Below are 22,924 nucleotides of genomic sequence, written 5' to 3'. Positions count from 1 at the left end.
ACGCCTGTCACGGCAAGCACCGCAGAAAATTGCTTTCATTCAGCCTGAGTACAGACTGCCAGTATCGGAAAACTCCACAACGGGTAGCCCGCTCGCGTTCCAGGCAATGCAGCAGCTGTTTCTTCATTGTAGCCGCGCAGCAGCCTGCAACCTAAGTCTCTCGCATTGAGACGTCGGCTCGGCAGGCATCATTCCAGTGAAGTGACGAAAGGTGCAGCTCAGGGCGCCAGGCGCTCACGTGTCCAATCGGCCCCTTGCAGGCGATAGTTCAGGCGATCGTGCAGGCGGCTGGCGCGGCCTTGCCAGAACTCGATGCGCTCGGGCAGCAAACGATAGCCCCCCCAATGCTCGGGGCAATCGGGCTGCGTGTCGCTGAAACGCTGCTCGGTGGCCTTGAGCAGATTCTGCAATTCTTCCCGGTCACGAATGACCTGGCTCTGCGGCGAAGCCCAGGCGCCCAGGCGGCTGCCCAGCGGACGGACCTGATAGTAAGCGTCCGACTCCTCAGGCGTGACCTTGACCACCCGTCCCTCGATGCGCACTTGGCGCTCCAGGGTCGGCCAGAAAAAAGTCATGGCCGCAAACGGCCGTGCCGCGAGCTGTTGGCCCTTGGCACTCTGGTAATTGGTAAAGAAGGTAAAGCCCTGCGCATCCAGGCCCTTGAGCAACAGGACGCGGCAGTGTGGGCGACCGTCGTGGTCGACCGTGGCCAAGGTCATGGCATTGGCTTCCACCGGAGGCTGCTCGGTTTTCACCGCATCACCGAACCATTGGTGGAACAAGGCAAACGGTTCGCTCGGGGCCTGGGCCTCGCTCAAACCGTCCCGTGTGTAATCATGGCGCATATCGGCCAGTGCCTGGGTCATGCGGCTTTATCCTTCTGGTTCAGCGGATCAGTTTTTTGCCTGGTCACTCGGGGCCGGCGCGTCGGCCTTGGCTTTGGCCGCAGCCGGCTTCTTGGCGGCAGGCTTGGCCGGGGCCTTTTTGGCGGCAGGCTTGGCAGCGGCTTTCTTGGTGGTTGCCTTGCTGGCAGCCGCTTTTTTCGCCGGAGCCTTGGCGGCAGGCGTCGGGGCAGGAACATTCTGCACGGCAACCATTTCAGCCACAGGCGGCGTCTTGCCGGAATTGTACTTGCTCAACAGGGCCAACATGGTCGAGCGCTGGGTGAACATGATTTCCATACGACGGTTCAGGGCGCGGCCCTGATTGCTGTCGTTGGCGGCACGGGGCATCAGGTCGCCCATGCCGCGCAGCATCAGGCGGTCTTGCTTGAGGCCGCTGAGGCTGAAGATCGAGGCGATCGATTGCGCGCGTTCCTTGGTCAACGCCTGGCTGGCCGGGGCGGTGCCGGTGGCATCAACGTGGCCCAATACCAATACGGCGGTCTTTGGATCGGCTTCAACAGCCTTGGCCACACGCGTGAACGGGCCCAGGGTGACCGGCAGCAACATGGCCGGGCGTTTCGGGTTGTAGGAGCCGTCGACCGGGGCAATCACGACGAGCACGTTGTCGCGACGTTCCAGCTGCAGGTTGCTGTCCTTGATGGCAGCGCGCAGGCGTGGCTCATAGTCGTCCAGCCAGGCCTGGGTGATTTTCGGATCGGGCATCGGCACGTTGGTCACGTCGACCTTGGCCAAGGGCTTGGGTTTGCTTTCGAACGGCCACCACCAGTGGGTTTCGGTGTCCGTCTTGGCGACGGCGGGTGCCGGCTCAGCGGCCTTGAGGTCGGCTTTCAGGTCGGCCTTGGCATCGGCAGCCTTCTCGTCGGCGCTCTTGGAGGAGAACGGCCACCAGCTGGAGCCGGTATCAGCCTTGGCGGCTGGGGCCGGGGCAGGCGCAGCAGCGGCGGCTACCGGTGCGGCAGGCTTGGCGCCCGCAGCAGGCTTGGCGTCGGGCTTGGCATCCGGCTTGGCATCGGCTTGGGTCACTGGGTCCTTGGTGGCGGCCTTGTCAGAGCCAAATGACCACCAATGCCCGCCCTCGGCATCATTTTGTGGAGTTTGTGCGCAACCGGTAATAGTGAGGCATAGCGCCAGTGCCAAGGACTTGTTCGATAACATGAGGTATCCACAAAATGAGAAAAGAAACGGGGGTCTGGGTGACCCGTTAAACAGACGCTTACAGAACATTAAAGTTACATCATTTCGTTCAGCGTCTTCTTATAGTTGCCTTTGTAACAAAAAAACGTGAAACAGCAAGGGGTTTACAGACAACCGGCCAATATTCCGACCAACTTCTGTGCCCGTGGGTCCATTAGTACATAAGGCCCCAATGTATTAGTCACAAAACCAAACGCTACATCATGCTCAGGGTCGGCAAACCCCACCGAGCCACCCGCGCCAGGATGCCCGAAAGCACGCGGGCCAAGGCCGAAGGTGGCATTGGGCAACCGGGGCTGGTCCAACATGCAACCCAAGCCAAAACGGGTTTGGGTCAATAACGTTTTATCCGGCCCGATACTGTGTTCACGGGTCAACTGCTCAAGCATGTCGGCTTCCAGCAAACTACCGTCCAATAGTCCACTATAAAAACCCGCCAGGCTGCGCGCATTGCCGTGACCATTTGCCGCCGGCTGCTGCATGCGCCGCCATTCGGGTTTATTAGTACTGGTCAGAATGGACGGTGGGTTGGCAAATGCACGCGTCGTCATGGCCGCCGGTTCGCGCATCATTACTTGCAATAAACGTTGTGCGGCTTCATCGCCCATATTGCCTTTGCTGCGCGCTATATGTGCCACGCGATAGAACTCTGCATCCGCCAGGCCCACATGGAAATCCAGCCCCAACGGCCGCGCAACCCGCGCCACGATGGACTCTCCCGGCCCGCGCCCATCGGCGCGACGCAGCAATTCGCCCACCAGCCAACCGTAGGTGATCGCCTCGTAGCCGTGGCCCTGGCCCGGTGTCCACCACGGGGCTTCGGCCGCCAGGGTATCGACCATCAGTTGCCAGTCGTACAGCGCCTCGACCGGCAACATTTCGCGGATCGCCGGCAACCCGGCCTGGTGGCAGAGCAACTGGCGCAGAGTGATGGTTTCCTTGCCAGCGGCGGCGAACTCTGGCCAATAGTGGGCGACCGGTACGTCCAGTTGCAATTTGCCTTCGGCCACCAGTTGCAGGGCCGTCACGGCAGTAAAGGTCTTGGTGCAGGAGAACAGGTTGACGATGGTATCGCTGTGCCAGGCCTCGAGACCGTCCTTGTCGGCGGTGCCGGCCCACAGGTCGACGACAGTTTCACCGCTGATTTGGATGCAGAGCCCGGCACCACGCTCCTGCGGGTCATCGAACAACGCGGCAAAGGCTTCACGTACCGCTTCGAACTGGAGTTCGTAATGACCTTGGATCTGCACCTGAACACCCTCGGAAAACACAGCAAAAAGTGGTCGACATTGTTCCAGCCATTGTGGCTTTTGGGAACCCGTCAGACCTCAATCAATGACCATTCCCAGCGTGCCCACCGGCATGCCCGGCGCCCTGCCCCGGGCCTTTGCCTTCGTGCCCGGCCTTGCCGCCTTCACTTTCATGCACGGCTCCGACAGCCTTGGCTTTCTGCGCTTCCTTGCCCAACTGATCGACCGCTGCCAGGTTGCTCTTGCGCACGCTGTCGACAAAGCCCTGGAACGGTAGGTCGGTGATGCCCACCAGGCCAAAATGGCCGTTCTCGCCATCCAGCAAACGCCCGGTCACGGGTTGGTCCAGGTACTGGAACCAATGCACGCCGACAATCGACGGCTCGGCCATGGCCTGCTTGAGGAAGTTGGCATACGCCGCGCCGCGATCTTCTTCCTTGGCCAACTGCGTCACGCCGCCCCAGAACGGCCCGCGGTCGTTGGAGCCGAAATTGAATTCGGTGATCAGCACCGGTTTGTCCAACGCACGCAAGGCCGCGAAGTCGTAACCGTCCTGCGGCTTGAGGGTGTACATGTTGAAGCTCAGTACATCGCAATACTGCGCACAGGACGCCACGGCTTCAGGTGTGCTTACCGCAAAACGGCCGCCCAGCAGCAGTTGATTGGGGGCGTGCCATTTGAGCGAGTCGGAGATGGTCTTGAAATAGGCATCGGCAAAGGTCTTCTGGAAATGTTTGAAGTCAGCTTCGATTTCCGGATGTTCGGGGTTGGGCAGCGGCGGCTCGAAGCCCGGGTCTTCCATCAGTTCCCAGCCGGCCAATTGGATACCCCAGGCTTTCGACAAGCCTTCTTCGTTACGGTACTTGTCACGCAGTTGCTTGAGGAACGCGCGCTTGGCCGGCACGTCGGTGGTCATGCGCAAGGTGCCGTAGGCCAGGGCGTAGCGGGATTTCGGCGCATCGCCAGGGCCCGCCCAGGCCAGTTCGTTGTCGGCAAAGAAGCCGATCAACCAGGGGTCATCGCGATGGTCGCGGGCGGCAATAGCCACGGCGCGCTCGGTGGCCATGGCGAAACGTGGGTCAAACGGGTCGGGCATGCCGCCCCACCAATCGGTGCCGGTGCTGATGCTGGCGTAGTCGCCGACGATCGACAACGGCAAGGTGTACGGTACGCGGTCGGCGCCGGCCAGGTCCGGTTCACTCCAGTTGCCCACGGTGTTGAAACCCCAGGCCTGCAGGCGATCAAGGGTGTGGGCGACCCAGCGTTTCTGGTCAAACCCTTCCCCGCCGTAAGTACGCTGCAGGTTGGCGCCATAGAAGTCGTACCAACGGCCGGCGCCAAAGCTGCGGCCCTCACCCGCGCCGTTGCCGGTGCGGTGGTCGCCGCTGCCGTAGTACTTGTCGAAAGGCTCGCCCGCCTTGGGCAACGCGGCAAACATCCATTCACGGCCGGCCACGTAAGTCTGGCTGTTGTCCGGCGCCACGGTGTTGACGCCCAAGGAATAGAACGGATGCCCGTCCGGCGTCACCAGGTACCAGCGCCCGTCGCGCTTCTCGGTGCGGAAAAACCCGCTGGCCTCGAACGCCGGGCCTTTGTTCCAGCCGCCGTACGGGTCCAGCGCGGATTTGTCCCGCGTCGCCAGCCAGGCCTGGAGCTGTTGCTGCTCCTTGGCGGCGGCGGCCTTGAGTTGCTCGTCACTGCTGACTTTTTCCGGCCAGCGCGCGCGGGTGGATTGACCATAGGCGTCCACCAACTCGCTGTAGGCGGCTTTCAATACCGGCTCGCTGTCCTGCACGCCAAAGCGCTCCAGCAGAATGCTTTGCGCGGCGTTGGGCTTGATCATCGACAAGGTCACCGAGACCACTTGGCTGCGGTCGATTTCACCGGCGCTGCTGGCCAGCAATACGCGCTGGCCGTCCACGGTGATCGGCATCGGCGGGCCGGCCTTCATGCCCTGGCTCAACGGCGAGTTGGCTTGCAGCGGGACCAGCAGGGTCTGGGCCGGGCCCGCAGGCAGGTCGATGCGGCTGACCAAGGTACGGCCGTCAGCGCTCTGGACCTTGACGTAGAGGGTCAACGCCCAGTCCATCGCACTTTGGATGCGCAGGCTCATGGCCCCCGACTGGGACCAGTCCCAGGTGCCGGTTTGCGGGCTGAGCACCAGGCTCGGTTCGGCAGCCGGGCTGAAGGTGATGCGGCGCAGCACTTCGCCTTCGGCGGTCTGTTCGGCATTGTATTGCGGCAGGCTGGCGTCCTGGGTCGCCACCTTGACCACATCGGCAGGCCGGACGAAGTTGAACAAGGTCTGTTGCCCAGCGGGCGCAGCCATCAACGGCGCGGTGAACAGCAGGGCAAAAAGAGCGGGCAGCGTGCGAATCATACAGACAAGGTTCTCCCAGACGGCCGATAAATGGCCTGATGACATAATCGAGATAGACCACGAAATGGGCGCATTCGCCCACGGTGGCTTAAGAAATTTCGCGCCTGAACGGCGGCAAGGCGTTGAGGATGGCCTTGCCATAGCGCTGGGTGACCAGACGGCGGTCCAGCAAGGTGATGGTGCCCCGGTCTTCCTCAGTGCGCAGCAAACGACCGCAGGCCTGGACCAGCTTCAACGAAGCATCCGGCACCGAGATTTCCATGAACGGGTTGCCGCCCCGCGCTTCGATCCACTCGGCCAGCGCGGCCTCGACCGGATCGTCCGGCACCGAAAACGGGATCTTGGCAATCACCACGTGTTCGCAGTAGGCGCCGGGCAAGTCCACACCTTCGGCGAAACTCGCCAGGCCGAACAGCACGCTGGAGTCACCTCCATCGACGCGCGCCTTGTGCTTGTTCAGGGTTTCCTGCTTGGACAGGTTGCCCTGGATAAACACCTGCTTGCGCCAGTCGCGGTCGAGGCCATCGAATACGTCCTGCATCTGTTTGCGCGACGAAAACAGCACCAGGGTGCCGCGCGAGCCTTCCACCAACCCCGGCAGCTCACGAATGATTGCAGCGGTGTGCGCTGGCGCGTCCCGTGGGTCGGCCTTGAGGTCCGGCACCCGCAGTACGCCTGCGTCGGCGTGGTGGAACGGGCTCGGCACCACGGCGGTGACGGCTTTTTTCGGCAGGCCGGCACGCATGCGGAAGCGGTCGAAAGTGCCCAGGGCCGTCAGCGTGGCCGAGGTCACCAGGCAGCCATAGGCCACGTTCCACAAATTGCGCCGCAGCATTTCCGCCGCCAGGATCGGGCTGGCGTTGACCTCGATGTCGAACAGCGCACCGCTTTCCGATAGGGTCAGCCAGCGGGCCATGGGCGGGTTGTCTTCCGGGTCTTCGACGGTGAAGGCGGTCCACAGCTCCCAATTGCCCTGGGAGCGGGACAACAGGCTGCCGAACAGCGGGTACCATTCCTCGGCCTGGTTGCTGGCGATGCCGATGTTGACCTCGCCATCCATGCCCTCTTTGAGCAGGTCGGTGAGACGGGTGAACAGGTCGGTCAGGCGTGAGAAGCCTTTCTTCAACTCGATGCCCATCTCGCGCATATGCTCGGGGATCAACCCGCCGACGAACCGATGACGTGGCCGCTCACGGCCCTCGACGTCTTCACCGGGCTTGAAGTCGGCCACCTGCTCGCAGGCGCTGAACATGAACTGCTGCTGGGTCTTGATTTCCCGTGCCAGCTCCGGCACCTGTTCGATCAGCTTGCCCAGGTCGCCGGGCAGCGGGTGCTGGGCCAGCAGCTTGGTAAGGTTCTTCGCGGTGGTTTCCAGCCAGTCGGCGGTGGAACGCAGGCGCGTGTAGTGGGCAAAGTGGCCGATGGCCTTGTCCGGCAGGTGGTGGCCTTCGTCGAAGACATACAGGGTGTCGCGCGGGTCGGGCAGCACGGCGCCGCCGCCCAGGGCCAGGTCGGCCAGGACCATGTCGTGGTTGGTGACGATCACGTCGACCTTGCCCATGCCTTCGCGCGCCTTGTAGAAGGCGCATTGGCCGAAGTTGGGGCAATGGCGGTTGGTGCACTGGCTGTGGTCGGTGGTCAGGCGCGCCCAATCGGCATCTTCCAGGGCGGTGGGCCAGCTGTCGCGGTCGCCGTCCCATTTATTGCCGGCGAGTTTCTCGATCATGCTGGTGAACAGCTTCTGGCTGACTTCATCAACTTCGATCTTGAAGCCTTCTTCCTCGAACAGCGACGCCGTGGCGGTTTGCGCATGGCCTTCCTGCAACAGCACGTCGAGCTTGGACAGGCACATGTAGCGGCCGCGGCCCTTGGCCAGGGCGAAGGTGAAGTTCAGGCCGCTGTTGCGCATGAGGTCGGGCAAGTCTTTATAGACAATCTGTTCCTGCAGGGCCACGGTGGCGGTGGCGATCACCAGGCGCTTGCCGGCGGCCTTGGCGGTCGGGATCGCGGCCAGGCTATAGGCCACGGTCTTGCCGGTACCGGTGCCGGCCTCGACGGCCACGACCGCGGGCTCGCCCTCGCGGCGGCCTTCGTCGTCGGTGTCGATATCCCCGAGGACCTTGGCCACTTCGGCGATCATCAGGCGTTGGCCGTAGCGCGGTTTCAAGCTCTTGGCTTCGAGAAAACGCGAATAGGCACCCTGGATCGTGGTTTTGAGTTCAGTGCTGATCATGGATAGTCGGGCGCAAAAAACGCTGGATAAATTTTCAGTGGTTCGGATCGGCCGCTATCATACCCCGCTAATTAATCCCGCGCAGAACGGAGTACTTCAATGACCGTGTTCAACCTCGCTTATACGCTGCACGTATTGGCCGCCCTGGTGTGGGTCGGCGGTATGTTTTTCGCCTGGATGATCCTGCGCCCCGCCGCCGGGGCGGCGCTTGAAGGCCCTGCACGGCTAAAGCTATGGGCGAATGTGTTTCAACGTTTTTTCGTGTGGGTGTGGGTTGCGGTGGCGGTTTTGCCGATCAGCGGCATCGGCCTGCTGCAGTTGCGCTTCAATGGGTTTGAGACCGCGCCGCGTTATGTGCAGGTGATGATGGGTTTGTATCTGGTGATGACGGCGTTGTTTATCCGTGTCCAGGCATTGAAGCTTCCGGCGTTGCGCAATGCGGTAGCGGCTGAGGACTGGCCGGCGGGGGCCGCGGTGCTGGGGCAGATTCGCAGGTTGGTGGGGATCAATTTGATTGTGGGGTTGGTGGTGGTGGCAATTGCTTCGGCTCGGCCGATGTTCTGAGGCGACCGGACACCGCTTTCGCGAGCAAGTCGAATCGTCGCACCGCCGCTCCCACATTTAACCGCGTACGCCCTTTGGAACGCGGTCAAATGTGGGAGCCGGGCTTGCCCGCGATGGCGTCAGGCCAGGCGACTCAAAGCCGCTGAATGGTCACGGAACCCGCTGGCCCCGCCGGTCCAGGTTGCCCTTCCAAGCCTGGGCGGCCCTTCTCGCCGCCGTCGGCGCGGTACACGACACAGCCTTTGGATTGCCCGCCTTTGCCCGGTTTGCCCGCAGTACCGGCCAAACCGCCGGGCCCACCGTCAACCCAAACCTTGATCTGACCCGCAGGGAAGTCCCGTGGCAATTCAACCCGCACGGTCGCGCCCGCAGCCCCCGGCAGGCCATCGCCACCGTTGTCGCCATTGAAACCACGTCCCGCCGAGCCCCAGGTACAACCCGGGTCTTCGCCGTTGGCGCCGTCCAGCCCGGCGTAACCTTTGGCACCGGCCCCACCCCGGGCGTCCACGGAAAGTTCTTCAGCGTTCAGCGAATCGATGCGCAAGGTCAGGTCACGCCCGGCCTTCGCCGGCTTTTCGTGGGTACCGGGCGCGCCGCGCGAGGTGATCTGGCTGCCCTGGTCCAACTGCGCATGACGTACCTGCAATTGCAGCGCGGTGTTACCGGGCACAATGGCGATGCGCGCGTCGCGCCCAAGATGCAGCTCATCCACCGTGACCTGGCTGATGGTGGCGGGAATCAGCAAGGTGCCGTAGTCCGCCACATCCAGTCGTTCCAGTTGCAGCACGCTGGTGCTGCTGGGCAGGCGCATCAACGAATTGGTTTCGACACTGACGCTCTGGGCCAGGACAACGGGGCTGACCAGCAGGGCCAACAGTAAAACCTTACGCATCATGGGGCTCCCCTAATTTTTAGTTTCTATTTTTTTCTTTGGACGCACAGTAACGACTTCCACAGGCGCTTTGCCAGTGAAGGATCAAAAAAGTTAATAAAGGGAAGGCTTCTGTCTGACGGGTCTGCGCAACCTGTAGGATTTTCGCAGTCACCGGCTCTAGGCCCGCACGCTCAGCCGCGCTAGTCTGTTGGGTCCTGATGCGAGGATCTCTGATGACCGCTGGTATTTCTGCCCGTACACCCCAGCAAGCCTTGGCAGCCTTGCTTGATCTGCACCGGCCAAAACGCCTGTTGCTGTTGGGTGCCAGCCAGTTCCCGGCGCTGGAGGCTTTTCAACAAGCCCACCCGGATACCCAAGTATCGGTCGCGGCGCCGGGCGCGTTGCCGGCAGCGCTTGCCGCGCAACGGTTTGACCTGGCGCTGGTGGTCGACTGCCTGGAGCACCTGTCAAAACCGCAAGGCTTGACGCTGCTTGGGGGCATCCGCAACCTCAATGCCAGCCGCATCGCGGTGCTGGTGGACCTGGCCGCCTGCGACTGGAAAGACACTGACTTTTTCTCCCTGGCCTTGCAGGCCGGCGAACGTTTCCAGCGTGATGAGCAGGTTCTGACGTTGTTTACCTATGATCTGCTTGACTATAAACAGGTGCCGGACTGGCTCAACGCCCGCTTCTGGGCCAACCCGGAAAATTTCGGAAAGTACTGGTGGTAACCCAATGAGTACATCCATTTGTCCCTGCGGCAGTGGCAACCTGCTGGATGCCTGCTGCGGCCATTATCACGCCGGGCACCCGGCCCCCTGCGCCGCCGCGCTGATGCGTTCACGCTACAGCGCCTACGTGCTGGGCCTGGTGGACTATCTGGTCGCCACGACGCTACCGGCGCAACAAGCCGGCCTGGATCGCAACGCCATCGGAGCCTGGAGCGCGCAGAGCACCTGGCTCGGCCTTGAAGTGGAAAGCTCCGAAGTGTTCGGCGGCCAGCCCGAACACGCCTTCGTGACCTTCACCGCGCGCTGGCATGACGCGACCGGCGAACATAGCCACCGCGAACGCTCGTCTTTCGTACAGAATGACGGGCGCTGGTACTTCATCGATCCGACGGTGGAAGTGAAGGCCGGGCGCAACGATGCCTGCTTGTGCGGCAGTGGGCAGAAATTCAAGAAGTGTTGTTCCAGCTACCTCTAACCCCTCAGGACTGACGCCATGCTCCGGATGTACAGCTTGATGCTGGCGTTAACCCTTGGCCTGACCGGCTGCACGTCGTGGTTCGAGGACGATTCGCCACCGCCCCATGTCTCCCTGGTGAAGGTCGAAGTGGTGCGCGCCAAGTTGCTGGAACAGAAGTTCAAGCTCTACTTTCGCGTGGACAACCGCGACGACGCCGACCTGACCGTGCGCGGCCTGATCTACAAGGTCTCCCTGGGCGATTTCGTGTTGACCGAGGGCGAGTCCGACGAGTGGCTGACCGTGCCGCCGCGCGGCCATAAGTTCTTTCGGGTTTCGGTGCGCACCAACCTCTGGCCGCAGATCCGTGATGTGGTGCGGATGCTGAAAAATCCCGACCAGCCTGTGCCGTATCGCCTGGAAGGTGAACTGAAAACCGGATTATTCATCGGTTATGACGTGCAGGTGAACCACAATGGCGAGATAATCCCCGGCGATTTTATTCCGGAGCGACATCGATGACTCAGCAACCCCATGTCCATGGTCCTGACTGCAACCACGATCACGATCACCATGATCACAGCCACGACCACGAGCACGGCCATGTCCACGGCCCGAACTGCGGCCACGCTCACCAGGAGCCGGTGCGCAACGCCCTGAAGGACGTGGGTCGCAACGACCCTTGCCCGTGCGGCAGCGAGAAGAAATTCAAGAAGTGCCACGGGGCGTAACCTCTTGAATGCGGTCAGTGTGGGAGCTGGCTTGCCTGCGATAGCGTCCTGCCAGTTAGCCCATCAGTTACTGAACCGCCGCCATCGCAGGCAAGCCAGCTCCCACATTGATCAGTGTCTGTTTCAAGTTCTCATGCAATTGCCAAAACTCCCGCTTGCGTCGTTTCGCCGCGCTCACTAACGTAGCGCCTTTACTGACGCCACCCCCGCAGGAGCTTTGCCATGGCCTCGCCAGCCCTCTCACGTTTTCTTCCCCGGTTCGGCGTAGCCGCGGCAGTGGCCAGTGCGTTAAGCCTGGCCGGTTGCCAGCTCCAGAGCACCCAGGACACCCTGCCGCCGATTGCCGGCGTGCAGCCGATCAAGGGCCTGGCACAGAATGTTTCCGTGCGACGCAATGCCCAAGGCATGCCGCTGATCGAAAGCAACACCTTCCATGACGCGTTGTTCAGCCTCGGTTATGTGCACGCCAGTGATCGCATCACCCAGATGGTCACCCTGCGCCTCTTGGCCCAGGGCCGCCTGGCGGAAATGTCTGGCCCTGAAGTGCTGGACGTCGACCGGTTCATGCGCGCGGTCAACCTGAAAAAAAGCGCCGGCGAGCTGTATAACGCATCGAGCCCGCGCCTCAAGCGCTTCTTTGAAGTGTATGCCCGTGGCGTCAACGCCTACCTGTTCCGCTACCGCGACAAGCTGCCGCCGGACCTGGCCCAGACCGGCTACAAGCCCGAATACTGGAAGCCAGAAGATTCGGCACTGCTGTTCTGCCTGCTGAATTTCAGCGAATCGGCCAACCTGCAGGAAGAAATAGCCTCCCTGGTGCTGGCACAGAAAGTCGGCAGCGACAAACTCGCCTGGCTCACGCCCAGCGCGCCGGATGAACCGATCCCCGTGGCCGAGGCCGAGAAACTCAAGGGCGTGAACCTCGGCCAGGTCACCGGCCTGGCCGGGCTGGACGCGGTCAGCCAGCAACTGGGCAGCCTCAACGCGCTGGCTGTGACCACGTCGAACAACTGGGCGATTGGCCCGCAACGCAGCCGCAGCGGTAAAAGCCTGTTGGCTGGCGACCTCGCCGCCCAGCCGCTGGCACCGTCGCCCTGGAGCTATGTGCAAATCCGTGCACCGAAGTACCAGGCCGTCGGCGCCTCGATTGCCGGCCTGCCGACCCTGCTTTCGGGCTTCAACGGCAAAGTCGCGTGGAGCATGAGCGCGGTCAAGGGCGATACCCAGGACCTGTTCCTGGAAAAAGTCAGGCGCCAGGGCAGCGCGTTGTACTACGAAAACAACGGCAAATGGCTCCCTGCGGGCGTACGTAACGAGACCTTCTTCATCAAGGGCCAGCGCTCCATTCGTGAAGTGGTGTACGAAACCCGTCATGGTGCCCTGCTCAACAGCAGCCAGGCACTGACCACCGGCCTGGGCCTGGCCCTGCAGACCGCCGACCTCAAAGACGACAAGAGCCTGGATGCGTTCTTCGACCTGTCCCGCGCGCAAAACGTCGCCAAGGCCTCGGACGCGACCCGCGAGATTCGCGCCATAGCGCTGAACATGATATTCGCCGACGCCAGCAACATTGGCTGGCAAGTCACCGGCCGTTTCCCCAACCGCCGCGAAGGCGAAGGCTTGCTGCCATCGCCGGGTTGGGACACGCGCTTTGACTGGGACGGTTACGCCGACGCAATGCTGCACCCCTATGACCAGGACCCGGCCCAAGGCTGGATCGGCACCGCCAACCAACGCACCGCGCCACGTGGCTACGGCATGCAGTTATCCAATTCCTGGGATGCGCCGGAGCGCAGCGAGCGCCTGGCGCAACTGGCCAATGCCGGCAAGCATGACAGCCGCAGCATGATCGCCATGCAATACGACCAGACCACCCCCTTCGCCGCCAAGCTCAAGACCATGTTCCAGGCACCGGGCATGGCCCAGCCGCTGAAACAGGCGATCGACGCGCTGCCGTCTGCCGAGCAGGCCAAGGCGCGCGAAGCGCTGAATCGCCTGATGGCCTTCGACGGCCGGCTGTCGGCAACCTCCGCCGACGCCGCAATCTACGAACTGTTCCTGCTGGAAAGCACCCGGCAGACCTTCCTCGACGAACTGGGCCCGGAAAACAGCGCGAGCTGGAAAGCGTTTGTCAGCAACGCCGGCCTGTCCTACGCCGCCCAGGCCGACCACTTGCTGGGCCGTGAAGACAGCCCGTTCTGGGACGATGTGCGCACCCCGCTGAAAGAAGACAAACCGGCGATCCTCGCCCGCAGCCTGGCCGCCGCAATGAGCGCCGGGGACAGCCAACTGGGTGCCGATCACAAAGCCTGGCAGTGGGGCAAATTGCACATGACCACCTGGAAAAGCGCCGATGGCCAGGTGATTCGCGGCCCGATGGCGTCGGGCGGTGATCACAACACCTTGAACCCGGCACCGTACCGCTGGGGCCAGGACTTCAACACCAGCCAGGTACCGGCGCTGCGCATGATTGTCGACTTCGGCCAGGTGGAACCGATGATGGGCCAGGGTGGCATCGGCCAGTCCGGCAACCCTGCCAGCCCGAACTATGCCAATGGCATCGACCCGTCGCTCAAGGCGCAATACCTGAGCTTCCCGATGCAGCCGCAGAACTTTGAGAAGGTGTATGGCAAGGCTCGGTTGACGCTGACGCCCGGCAAGTAACGGTTCCCCCTAGCTGCGAAAGCGGTGGGTCAGCTTGCATCTTTGGCACTGATACACCGCTATCGCAGCATAGGTATCTACACATCTTTCAGGCTGAAAAATCTTCCGTGGCGGTCTTCGGGCCGACCGATTTCTTATGTCGATCCCGGTCCAAATGTGGGAGCTGGCTTGCCTGCGATGGCAGTCTGTCAGGCGACTATTTTTTTGGATCTGACCGAGTACATATCCATTTCTGCGGTAACGACTGCTATTGGTTCCGCCCTTACGGCGGCTCACTTTTGAAAAGCGCAAAAGTAAGCAAAACGCTCTTGCCCCAACACTCGGCACCTCGCTTAGGCTCGGTGTGCCCGAACGCAGGCTTGAATCCGTGGGCCGCCGCCACGCGCCATCCATGGCGCGGGGCGGCTAACCCGGCGTCCTGCCGGGTTACCCACGGATTCAAGCCTGCGTTCGGCCAGCGTGTTTGACGGGGCGCCTGAGATCAAGATCAAAAGCCAGAGCAACAGCAACAGCAACAGCAAGCAGTTGTGTAGATACCTATGGCTATCGCAGGCAAGCCAGCTCCCACCTGTGTCCTGCATGCATTCAAATAGAACTTCCGCGCCCACCCCCGCCTCATAAGTAACAAGCCCACCGCCCCGGTCACCCCATGGACCTTGTCATCGCCCGGCCCGAAGGCCTCTACTGCCCCGCCGGTGATTTCTACATCGATCCCTGGCGCCCGGTTGAACGTTCGGTCATCACTCACGCCCACGGCGACCACGCCCGCACCGGCAACGAGCATTACCTCGCCGCCGCGCCGGGCGAAGGCATCCTGCGTTCGCGCCTGGGCCAGGACATCAACCTGCAAACCCTGGCCTACGGCGAGCCATTGGTTCATCACGGCGTGACCTTGAGTTTTCACCCGGCCGGGCATGTGCTCGGCTCGGCCCAGGTGCGCCTGGAATACAAGGGCGAAGTCTGGGTCGCATCCGGCGACTATAAGGTGGAGCCCGACGGCACCTGCGCGCCGTTCGAACCGGTGCGTTGCCACACGTTCATCACCGAGTCCACCTTCGGCTTGCCGATCTATCGCTGGCAACCCCAGGCGCAGATCTTCGCCGGGATCAACGAATGGTGGCAGGCGAATATCGCGGCAGGCAAAGCCAGCGTGTTGTTCTGTTACTCCTTCGGCAAGGCCCAGCGCATCCTGCATGGCATCGACGCCAGCATCGGCCCGATCCTCAGCCACGGCGCGGTCGAACCGTTGAACCGGGTGTACCGCGAGGCAGGGGTCTACATCCCTGAAACCCTCTATGCTGGCGACTTCAACAAGACCGACCCGCTGTTGCGCCAAGCCTTGATCATCGCCCCGCCGTCCGCGGGCGGCAGCAGTTGGATCAAGCGCTTCGGCGACTACAGCGACGCGTTCGCCAGCGGCTGGATGCGCCTGCGCGGCACTCGGCGGCGGCGCGGTGTGGACCGGGGCTTTGTGCTGTCGGACCACGCCGACTGGCCCGGCCTGTTGTGGGCCATCGAGCAAACCGGCGCCGAACGGGTGATGGTTACCCACGGTTCTGTCGGCGTTCTGGTGCGTCATCTGCGGGAAAAAGGCCTGGATGCCCAAGGCTTCGTCACCGAATACGGCGATGACGAAGAGGAACCCAGCACATGAAGGCCTTTGCCGAACTCTACGCCAACCTCGACGCTACCACCTCCAGCAACGCCAAGCTTGCCGCGTTGCAGACCTACTTCCGGCAAGCGGCACCGGACGATGCCGCGTGGGCCGTGTATTTCTTGTCCGGCGGTCGGCCTCGGCAATTGGTGCCGACGCGTCTGCTGCGGGACATGGCTACCGAAGCGTCCGGCATCGAGCCGTGGCTGTTCGAAGAAAGCTACCAGTCGGTGGGGGACTTGGCGGAGACCATTTCCCTGTTGTTACCGGAGTCGACCTACACCTCGCAGGACGGCTTGGCGGTGTGGCTGGAAGAAAAACTCCTGCCCCTGCGTGGCCTGCCTCCCCTGGAGTTGGCTGAACGTCTACCCGCGCTGTGGGCGCAACTGGACCAGCCCAGCCTGATGGTGTGCATCAAGTTGATCACCGGCAGTTTCCGCGTCGGTGTGTCCAAGCTGTTGGTCACCCGCGCGCTGGCTGCGATGGCTGGCCTGGACAGCAAGCGCGTGGCACAGCGGTTGGTGGGCTACACCGACCTGTCCAACCGTCCTACGTCTGAAGGCTACCTGAAGCTGATCGCCGCCGAATCATCCGACGAACATGCGCAACGGGGCGGGCAGCCTTATCCGTTTTTTCTTGCGCATGGGTTGGCGCAACCCGTGGAGCAATTCGACACGCTGCTCGGCCCTCCCACGGATTGGCAGGTGGAATGGAAGTACGATGGCATCCGCGCGCAACTGGTCAAACGTGAAGGCCGCCTGTGGGTCTGGTCCCGGGGCGAAGAATTGGTGACGGAGCGCTTCCCCGAACTTCACAGCCTGGTGAGTGGGTTGCCCGACGGCACCGTGATCGACGGGGAGATCGTCGTGTGGAAAGACGCGGTGCAACCTTTCGCACTGCTGCAACAGCGGATTGGCCGCAAGACCCTGAGCAAAAAAGTGCTTGAGGATGCCCCCGTCGCAGTCCTGGCGTACGACTTACTGGAGTATGCCAATGATGATTGGCGCAACCACACCCAGGCTGAACGCCGCACGCAACTGGAACAGGTGATCGACCAGTGCAACCAGCCCGTGTTGCGCGAATCACCCTTGCTGACGGGCGGCAGCTGGCAGGACCTGGCCGAACAACGCGAAGCCTCACGCAGCCTTGGCGTGGAAGGCATGATGATCAAGGACCGCAAGGGTCTCTATGGTGTGGGTCGCACCAAGGACATGGGCCTGTGGTGGAAGTGGAAAGTCGACCCGTTCAGCGTCGACGCGGTGCTGATCTACGCCCAACGCGGCCACGGCCGACGCGCCAGTCTCTACAGCGACTACACCTTCGCGGTGTGGGACGGCCCACCCGGCAGCGAACGCACCTTGGTGCCGTTCGCAAAGGCGTATTCAGGGCTGACCGACGAAGAGATGCGCAAGGTCGATGCCATTGTGCGCAAGACCACGGTTGAAAAATTCGGCCCGGTGAGCAGCGTGACGCCGAGCATGGTGTTTGAGTTGGGCTTTGAGGGAATTGCACTGTCCAAGCGGCACAAGAGCGGGATTGCGGTGCGGTTTCCGCGGATGTTGCGCTGGCGCCAGGATAAGTCTGTGGAAGAAGCCGACAACCTGGCCACACTGCAGGACCTGCTGGCCTGAACACGATTCCCCTGTGGGAGCTGGCTTGCCTGCGATAGCTGCAGGTCAGTTACAGATGGGTTGGCTGACATACCGCTATCGCAGGCAAGCCAGCTCCCACAGTTTTAGATCTTCATGCGATCTGAAATGGTGCACTGATTTTTCAGCGCCCATTTTCGGGCATAACCTACACTCACCACGCCCTTATCCCACCTTTTAAAACACCCATTCGGAACTATGGTGCAGAACTTGCTTCCGGTGATGCGTCTGACACCGTTCAGTAACAGTCCTAAACGCGCCACAAGCGCTTATCTTGGTTTCCAGGGATTACATAATGAAAAAAGCATTGCTGACCCTTTCTGCACTGGCTCTGTGCATGGCCGCCGGTACCGCGCTGGCCAAGGAATACAAGGAACTGCGTTTTGGTGTCGATCCGTCCTACGCGCCGTTTGAATCCAAGGCGGCCGACGGCAGCCTGGTGGGCTTTGATATCGACCTGGGCAATGCGATCTGTGCCGAGCTGAAAGTGAAGTGCAAATGGGTCGAAAGCGATTTCGACGGCATGATTCCAGGCCTCAAGGCCAATAAATTCGACGGCGTGATTTCGTCCATGACCGTGACCCCGGTGCGTGAAAAGGCCATCGACTTCTCCAACGAGCTGTTCTCCGGCCCTACTTCGCTGGTGTTCAAGAAAGGCGCCGGCTACTCGACGCCAGAGTCGCTCAAGGGCAAATCCGTGGGCTACGAGCAAGGCACCATCCAGGAAGCCTATGCCAAGGCCGTACTGGATAAAGCCGGTGTGACCACCAAGGCCTACGCCAACCAGGATCAGGTGTATGCCGACCTGACTTCCGGCCGTCTCGACGCTTCGGTGCAAGACATGCTGCAAGCCGAACTGGGCTTTTTGAAGTCGCCAGCCGGTGCCGGCTATGAAGTGGGCGCCGCGATCGATGACCCATTGCTGCCGTCGAAAACCGCCATCGGTATCAAACAAGGTAACACTGAGTTGAAGGCGCTTTTGGATAAAGGTATCAAAGCGTTACACGATGATGGCACCTACGCCACCATCCAGAAGAAACACTTTGGCGATCTGAACCTGTACAGCGGCAAATAATGCCCGGGCGCCCCTTCTAATGCAGGGGCGCTTTTTTATCGCCATAGGTCCTGATTTATGTTCGAAGATCTGTTGCAAACCCTCGGGCTGAGCGCGTTCAGCTTGAAGGGTTTCGGCCCGCTGTTGCTGCAAGGCACCTGGATGACGATCAAATTGTCGGTGCTGTCCCTGGCCGTCAGCGTATTGCTTGGTCTGCTCGGCGCCAGCGCAAAACTCTCCAGCCTGCCCTTCCTGCGTATCCCCGCCCAGCTCTACACCACGTTGATTCGCGGTGTACCCGACCTGGTGCTGATGCTGCTGATTTTCTACAGCCTGCAAACCTGGCTCTCCGGTTTTACCGATTTCATGGAATGGGAATACATTGAAATCGACCCCTTCAGCGCCGGGGTCATCACCCTGGGCTTTATTTACGGCGCCTACTTCACCGAGACCTTTCGCGGCGCGATCCTCGCAGTGCCCCGTGGCCAACTGGAAGCCGCCACGGCCTATGGCCTCAAGCGCGGCCAGCGGTTTCGCTACGTGACCTTTCCGCAAATGATGCGCTTCGCCCTGCCGGGTATCGGCAATAACTGGATGGTGATGCTCAAGGCCACGGCGCTGGTGTCGATCATCGGCCTGGCCGATCTGGTCAAGGCGGCCCAGGATGCGGGCAAGAGCACCTACCAGCTGTTCTATTTCCTGGTACTCGCTGCACTGATCTATCTGATGATCACCAGCGCGTCCAACTTCGTCCTGCGTCGCCTCGAACGTCGCTACTCCGCTGGTGCCCGGGAGGCCGTGCGATGATCGAACTTTTGCAGGAATACTGGAGGCCGTTCCTTTATAGCGACGGCCAGCACATTACTGGCCTGGCCATGACGATGTGGCTGCTCAGCGCCGCCCTGGTCATCGGTTTTCTGGTGTCGATCCCGTTGTCCATCGCCCGTGTGTCGCGCAAGCGCCTGGTGCGTTGGCCGGTGCAGTTCTATACCTATCTGTTCCGGGGCACGCCGCTCTATATCCAGCTGCTGATCTGCTACACCGGCATCTACAGCATCGCCGCCGTGCGCGAACAACCCTTGCTGGACGCGTTCTTTCGCGATGCAATGAACTGCACCATCCTGGCCTTCGCCCTCAACACCTGCGCCTACACCACGGAGATTTTCGCCGGGGCGATTCGCAGCATGGCCCATGGCGAAGTCGAAGCGGCCAAGGCCTACGGTTTGAGCGGCTGGAAGCTGTACGCCTACGTGATCATGCCCTCGGCGCTGCGCCGTTCGTTGCCCTACTACAGCAATGAAGTGATCCTGATGCTGCACTCAACCACCGTGGCCTTTACCGCGACGATTCCAGATATCCTCAAAGTGGCGCGGGATGCCAACTCCGCAACCTTCATGACCTTTCAATCATTCGGTATCGCCGCGCTGATCTACCTGAGCGTGACCTTTGCTTTGGTGGGTCTGTTTCGTCTGGCGGAGCGCCGCTGGCTGGCGTTTCTCGGGCCGAGCCATTAAGGAGCCTTCATGCGTCATCAGGTCCATCCACTGATCGCGCCGGTGCCCGGCACGGCGCGGCAGATCCACAGTTTTCACTTTGGCCCGGAGCAGGCCGAGGGCAAGATTTACATCCAGTCGTCGCTGCATGCCGACGAACTGCCCGGCATGCTGGTGGCCTGGCACCTCAAGCTGCGCCTGGCCGAGCTGGCAGCTGCCGGCCGCTTGCGCAGCGAGATCGTGCTGGTGCCCATCGCCAACCCGGTGGGCCTGGAACAGGTATTGATGGATATCCCGCTGGGCCGCTACGAGCTGGAAAGCGGGCAGAACTTCAACCGGCTGTTTGTCGACCTCAGTGAACAGGTGGGGAACCACGTCGAAGATCTGCTCGGGGCTGATCCGCGGCGCAACGTCGCTCTGATTCGCACCGCGCTGGCCGCCGCCCTCGCCGCGCAAACCGCCGACACCCAACTGCAATCCCAGCGCCTGGTGCTGCAACGCCTGGCCTGCAATGCCGACATGGTGCTGGACCTGCATTGCGATTTCGAAGCCGTGGCGCACCTGTACACCACACCCGAGGCGTGGCCGCAGGTGGAGCCGCTGGCGCGGTATATCGGCTCGGAGGCGAACTTGCTGGCCACCGATTCCGGCGGCCAATCCTTCGATGAATGTTTCACCCTGGTGTGGTGGCAATTGCAGCAACGCTTCGGCGAGCGCTTCCCGATTCCCATGGGCAGCTTTTCGGTGACCGTCGAACTGCGCGGCCAAGGGGACGTCAACCACGGCCTGGCCAGCCTCGACTGCCAGGCGATCATCGATTACCTGATTCGCTTCGGCGCCATTGCCGGGGATGCCGCACCACTGCCCGACTTGCCTTACCCGGCCACCCCGCTGGCCGGCGTTGAACCGGTAGCGACCCCGGTGGGCGGCTTGCTGGTGTTCAGTGCCCTGCCTGGCGAGTACCTGGAAGCCGGGCAATTGATCGCCGAAATCATCGACCCCATTTCCGACCGCGTAACGCCCGTGCACTGCCGCAAGGCCGGCCTGCTTTACGCCCGTTCGCTACGTCGCATGGCCACTGCCGGGATGGTCATCGCCCATGTCGCAGGCACCGAAGCCTACCGCAGCGGCTATCTACTTTCGCCTTGAGGATGCATGCCCCATGTACAAATTGACCGTTGAAGGCCTGCATAAAAGCTATGGCGACAATGAGGTGCTCAAAGGTGTTTCGCTCAAGGCCAAGACCGGTGACGTGATCAGCCTGATCGGCGCCAGCGGCTCGGGCAAGAGCACCTTTTTGCGCTGCATCAACTTCCTGGAAACCCCCAATGACGGCGCCATGACGCTCGATGGCCAAGTGATCCGCATGGTCAGCGACCGCCATGGCATGCGCGTGGCCGATGATGCCGAGCTGCAGCGCCTGCGCACGCGGCTGGCCATGGTATTCCAGCATTTCAACCTGTGGAGCCACATGAGCGTGCTGGAAAACATCACCACGGCCCCGCGCCGGGTGCTGGGATGCAGCAAGAAGGACGCCGAGGACCGGGCCCGTCGCTACCTGGACAAGGTCGGCCTGCCGGCGCGCGTAGCCGATCAGTACCCGGCGTTCCTCTCCGGAGGCCAGCAGCAACGGGTCGCCATCGCCCGCGCGCTGGCCATGGAACCGGAGGTGATGCTGTTTGACGAACCCACCTCGGCCCTCGACCCGGAGTTGGTGGGCGAAGTGCTGAAAGTGATCCAGGGCCTGGCCGAGGAAGGCCGCACCATGATCATGGTGACCCACGAGATGAGCTTTGCACGCAAGGTGTCGAGCCAGGTGCTGTTCCTGCACAAGGGCCTGGTGGAAGAACAAGGCGCGCCGCAGGAGGTACTGGGCAACCCCAGGAGCGAGCGCTTGCAGCAGTTCCTCAGCGGCAACCTCAAGTGAACGTGACGTGCGCCCGGAACGTATGAAGGGCGCGCCGGGTTTCAAGGCGCCAGCCGGCATGGGTGCAGGCCCGGGTGACGATTTCCAGGCCGAAGCCGAAGCCTGGCGACGTTAGCTGTTCCACACGGTTATTGATGATCACCAAACGCTGCCCGGTGAGGACCACCCGGATCTTTCCGGCGCCATGCTGCACAGCGTTGCCGAGCAGGTTCTGCACCACGCTGCGGGCGATTGCTTCATGGACCTGCAAGGTGATTGTCGGTGCACCGGCATACACCAGCGCGCCTGCCGCAAGGGGGTAGAGCTGCTGGTATTTTTCGATCTGCTCGGTGACGACAGCGGCCAGGTCAATCGCCTCATGAGGCACTTTACGCGGCTCACGGGCCAGGGATAAAAACAGCTCGATGGTCATCTTCATCCCGGCCAGCGCGCCCTCCATGCGCAGCAGGCTGCGCGCATGCTTTTGGGCATCACAGCCCGGCAAGCGCAGGACCGCCAGGCTGTTGTTCAAGATACTCAAGGGGGTACGCAACTCGTGGCTGACGTGCCGGGTAAACGCACGCTCGCGCTGCAGCGCGGCGTTCTGCTGGGTCACCAGCGACGACAGCGTGCGGCTCAACATGCCAATTTCATCCTGGCGGTCAAACCCGCTGAACCGGGATGAAGCTGGCGGTGCAGCCGCCATGTCCGCCGCCAACTGGCTGACGGGCTGGGCGATGGCGCGGGCAATCGCGATGGCCAGAACCGTCCCCAGGATCAGGATCAACCCGGCCAACGCGCACAACAAGCCGAAAATCTGCGCGCGGTAGCCTTCGGTCTGACTGAGCTCGGACTCGTTCAGTACCAGAATCAAGCGCTGCGACGCCCCTGGCACCTGACTCACGAACACATGCACATCCTCGCCATCCACTTCATGATGGCCTGCGGGCAATTGCCGCGCAAAGCCAGGCACTTCAACGTCACCCGACCAGTAGCCTTGAAGGTAGATGCTGTTGGGCATGGCGGTAGCCGCCCCTTGCAGGGCGTGCCGTTCCTCGAACGCCTGGGCCTCAAGCTTCAGATAACTGGCAATGATGTAGTCCTCCGTCAGATTGACGGTGGCCCAGATCAGGGCGCTGTAAAACAAGGTGATGGTTGCCATGAACGGCAGCAGCGCGCAAAGGATTC

At 61.9% G+C, this 22,924-nt stretch carries 20 protein-coding genes; 13 read left to right on the top strand and 7 right to left on the bottom strand.

The annotated features are described in order from the left end of the window. Positions 1–218: 218 nt before the first annotated feature. The 5 genes from pdxH to dinG form a co-directional block, all read right to left on the bottom strand. Positions 219–866, bottom strand: a complete 648-nt coding sequence (gene pdxH, locus BLL36_RS03540) for a pyridoxamine 5'-phosphate oxidase (protein WP_076950071.1) — start codon at positions 864–866, stop codon at positions 219–221. Positions 867–893: 27 nt separating this feature from the next. After that, positions 894–2,060: an OmpA family protein gene (locus BLL36_RS03535; protein ID WP_076950070.1), complete on the bottom strand. Its 1,167-nt coding sequence runs from the start codon at positions 2,058–2,060 to the stop codon at positions 894–896. Positions 2,061–2,203: 143 nt separating this feature from the next. After that, positions 2,204–3,349: a serine hydrolase domain-containing protein gene (locus tag BLL36_RS03530; protein WP_076950502.1), complete on the bottom strand. Its 1,146-nt coding sequence runs from the start codon at positions 3,347–3,349 to the stop codon at positions 2,204–2,206. Between the two features lie 82 nt (positions 3,350–3,431). Further along, a complete protein-coding gene (locus BLL36_RS03525; protein WP_076950069.1) occupies positions 3,432–5,729 on the bottom strand; it encodes a beta-galactosidase in 2,298 nt (765 codons plus the stop codon). Between the two features lie 88 nt (positions 5,730–5,817). After that, positions 5,818–7,962, bottom strand: coding sequence for an ATP-dependent DNA helicase DinG (gene dinG / locus BLL36_RS03520; protein WP_076950068.1), 2,145 nt, complete (start codon positions 7,960–7,962; stop codon positions 5,818–5,820). A 99-nt stretch (positions 7,963–8,061) separates the two neighbouring features. Between dinG and BLL36_RS03515 the strand changes: the two genes are divergently transcribed. Next, positions 8,062–8,526: a CopD family protein gene (locus BLL36_RS03515; RefSeq protein WP_076950067.1), complete on the top strand. Its 465-nt coding sequence runs from the start codon at positions 8,062–8,064 to the stop codon at positions 8,524–8,526. 133 nt (positions 8,527–8,659) lie between these two features. Here the strand turns inward: BLL36_RS03515 and BLL36_RS03510 are convergent, their stop codons facing one another. Continuing rightward, positions 8,660–9,418, bottom strand: a complete 759-nt coding sequence (locus BLL36_RS03510; protein WP_076950501.1) for a collagen-like triple helix repeat-containing protein — start codon at positions 9,416–9,418, stop codon at positions 8,660–8,662. 215 nt (positions 9,419–9,633) lie between these two features. Between BLL36_RS03510 and BLL36_RS03505 the strand changes: the two genes are divergently transcribed. The 12 genes from BLL36_RS03505 to BLL36_RS03450 all read left to right on the top strand — a co-directional run bounded on the left by BLL36_RS03505 (position 9,634) and on the right by BLL36_RS03450 (position 21,757). Next, positions 9,634–10,131, top strand: coding sequence for a DUF6231 family protein (locus tag BLL36_RS03505; protein ID WP_076950066.1), 498 nt, complete (start codon positions 9,634–9,636; stop codon positions 10,129–10,131). A gap of 4 nt (positions 10,132–10,135) precedes the next feature. After that, complete coding sequence (locus BLL36_RS03500; RefSeq protein WP_076950065.1) at positions 10,136–10,606, top strand: YchJ family protein; 471 nt, start codon at positions 10,136–10,138, stop codon at positions 10,604–10,606. A gap of 18 nt (positions 10,607–10,624) precedes the next feature. Continuing rightward, on the top strand, positions 10,625–11,107 hold the full coding sequence (locus BLL36_RS03495) for an LEA type 2 family protein (RefSeq protein ID WP_076950064.1): 483 nt from the start codon (positions 10,625–10,627) through the stop codon (positions 11,105–11,107). Further along, a complete protein-coding gene (locus BLL36_RS03490; protein ID WP_076950063.1) occupies positions 11,104–11,316 on the top strand; it encodes an SEC-C metal-binding domain-containing protein in 213 nt (70 codons plus the stop codon). The genes BLL36_RS03495 and BLL36_RS03490 overlap by 4 nt, the downstream gene beginning before the upstream one ends. A gap of 222 nt (positions 11,317–11,538) precedes the next feature. Further along, on the top strand, positions 11,539–13,980 hold the full coding sequence (locus BLL36_RS03485) for a penicillin acylase family protein (protein WP_076950062.1): 2,442 nt from the start codon (positions 11,539–11,541) through the stop codon (positions 13,978–13,980). Between the two features lie 649 nt (positions 13,981–14,629). Further along, entirely contained in the window at positions 14,630–15,634 is a 1,005-nt protein-coding gene (locus tag BLL36_RS03480) for a ligase-associated DNA damage response exonuclease (protein WP_076950061.1), read from the top strand. Further along, the gene (locus BLL36_RS03475; protein ID WP_076950060.1) at positions 15,631–17,265 is read left to right on the top strand and encodes an ATP-dependent DNA ligase; all 1,635 of its coding nucleotides are present in this window, start codon (positions 15,631–15,633) and stop codon (positions 17,263–17,265) included. Before BLL36_RS03480 ends, BLL36_RS03475 begins: the two co-directional genes overlap by 4 nt. Before the next feature lie 313 nt (positions 17,266–17,578). Continuing rightward, on the top strand, positions 17,579–18,358 hold the full coding sequence (locus BLL36_RS03470) for a transporter substrate-binding domain-containing protein (RefSeq protein ID WP_076950059.1): 780 nt from the start codon (positions 17,579–17,581) through the stop codon (positions 18,356–18,358). A gap of 57 nt (positions 18,359–18,415) precedes the next feature. Continuing rightward, positions 18,416–19,144, top strand: a complete 729-nt coding sequence (locus BLL36_RS03465) for an ABC transporter permease (RefSeq protein WP_076950058.1) — start codon at positions 18,416–18,418, stop codon at positions 19,142–19,144. Beyond that, positions 19,141–19,851 carry an ABC transporter permease gene (locus BLL36_RS03460; protein ID WP_076950057.1) on the top strand — a complete coding sequence of 237 codons (711 nt, stop codon included), beginning with the start codon at positions 19,141–19,143 and terminating at the stop codon, positions 19,849–19,851. Before BLL36_RS03465 ends, BLL36_RS03460 begins: the two co-directional genes overlap by 4 nt. A 9-nt stretch (positions 19,852–19,860) precedes the next feature. Further along, entirely contained in the window at positions 19,861–20,979 is a 1,119-nt protein-coding gene (locus tag BLL36_RS03455; protein ID WP_076950056.1) for a succinylglutamate desuccinylase/aspartoacylase family protein, read from the top strand. Positions 20,980–20,992: 13 nt separating this feature from the next. Then, positions 20,993–21,757: an ABC transporter ATP-binding protein gene (locus tag BLL36_RS03450; protein ID WP_076950055.1), complete on the top strand. Its 765-nt coding sequence runs from the start codon at positions 20,993–20,995 to the stop codon at positions 21,755–21,757. Here BLL36_RS03450 and BLL36_RS03445 read toward each other — a convergent pair. After that, entirely contained in the window at positions 21,750–22,898 is a 1,149-nt protein-coding gene (locus BLL36_RS03445; protein WP_076950054.1) for a sensor histidine kinase, read from the bottom strand. The genes BLL36_RS03450 and BLL36_RS03445 overlap by 8 nt on opposite strands. Between the last annotated feature and the right edge of the window lie 26 nt (positions 22,899–22,924).

Source organism: Pseudomonas cedrina subsp. cedrina, assembly GCF_001983175.1.
Taxonomy (GTDB): Bacteria; Pseudomonadota; Gammaproteobacteria; order Pseudomonadales; family Pseudomonadaceae; genus Aquipseudomonas; species Aquipseudomonas cedrina.
This window is presented reverse-complemented; position numbering and strand designations above follow the sequence as displayed.